This window comes from Acidovorax sp. GW823-FHT01C06 (assembly GCF_058798375.1).
The window spans coordinates 1-930 of record NZ_JBXAKN010000025.1 but is presented as its reverse complement, the minus strand read 5'-3'; the positions used below and the strand labels follow the sequence as shown (position 1 = coordinate 930).

Annotated in this window: 1 protein-coding gene; it reads left to right on the top strand. The window is 59.9% G+C overall.

The genetic code is table 11. The features are described from left to right. Positions 1-200: 200 nt before the first annotated feature. Complete coding sequence (locus AC1RCS_RS24910) at positions 201-575, top strand: hypothetical protein (RefSeq protein WP_492246553.1); 375 nt, start codon at positions 201-203, stop codon at positions 573-575. Positions 576-930: the final 355 nt, after the last annotated feature.

Below are 930 nucleotides of genomic sequence, written 5' to 3'. Positions count from 1 at the left end.
TTTGCTTACTCATGGCACCTCCTATTGGGCCTCAGGTTTGAGGCTCAGAGGTGTCTAGAAAACCCGGGGCGATTCAGTCATCCAACATGTGTCCATCGCCGTTCCGCCAGGCGCCGCGCCAACGACAGTGCACAGGAAGTTGTGATTGGCGGTGCCGCTGCTGGTGGAAATAAAGGAGACACGGTCCCCAACCCCATGGGGTGAAGCGCCCGATTGCCAACGCTCCAGACTCATCCCTCTGTACCAGAACTCCTGGGTCACTGCTTGGCCTCTTCCATCCCGACGGCAGAATCCAGTCCGAGCAATGGGTCATCGGTCCTGATGGCAAGTCTGCTGCCGCCAATGTCTATGACCTCGGCTACTACCCAGCCAACACGGTATTGCGCGTCACGGCCACCACCAATGCAGCCACCGTCCAAACGAGCATCGGTGTTTATTCGATCAATAGCTCTGGAGGTGTCGTGGCCCTCCTGGGTAGCGTCATGCTGACCGCCGCACCTATCGGCGACCGCGCTGGCGTGTTCGTCATCGGCAGTGGCAACATCCAAGTGCAGCCCTACGCGATCTATCCATAAGGAAGCTCACGCTGCACAGGTCGCGGCATCTCACACGCAGCCCGCTCGGTACTCGGCGGGCTTTTTCTTTGGCACAGCCTTCAGTGGACATGCTGGCCATTGCGCAGACCGGCAAGCCCATGAAAAGCTGGTGATCGAGGACGGCTGTTCGCCCGGCGCGCCTGCCCAACCGACCATGATCCCTGCCATTTCAGCCCTTCTTGCAGGCCGAAAGCGCGTTCTTCGACCGTCGAACGCAGCTGGTGCGCCAGTGGTGAGTACTGCCCAGCATCGCTAGGTGTTGATTCTCAGGAGGTTGTTCATGGCCGGAATGCGGCTCATGGGCGGCTGATGGCTGAGAGCGGAGTGTGGTCGA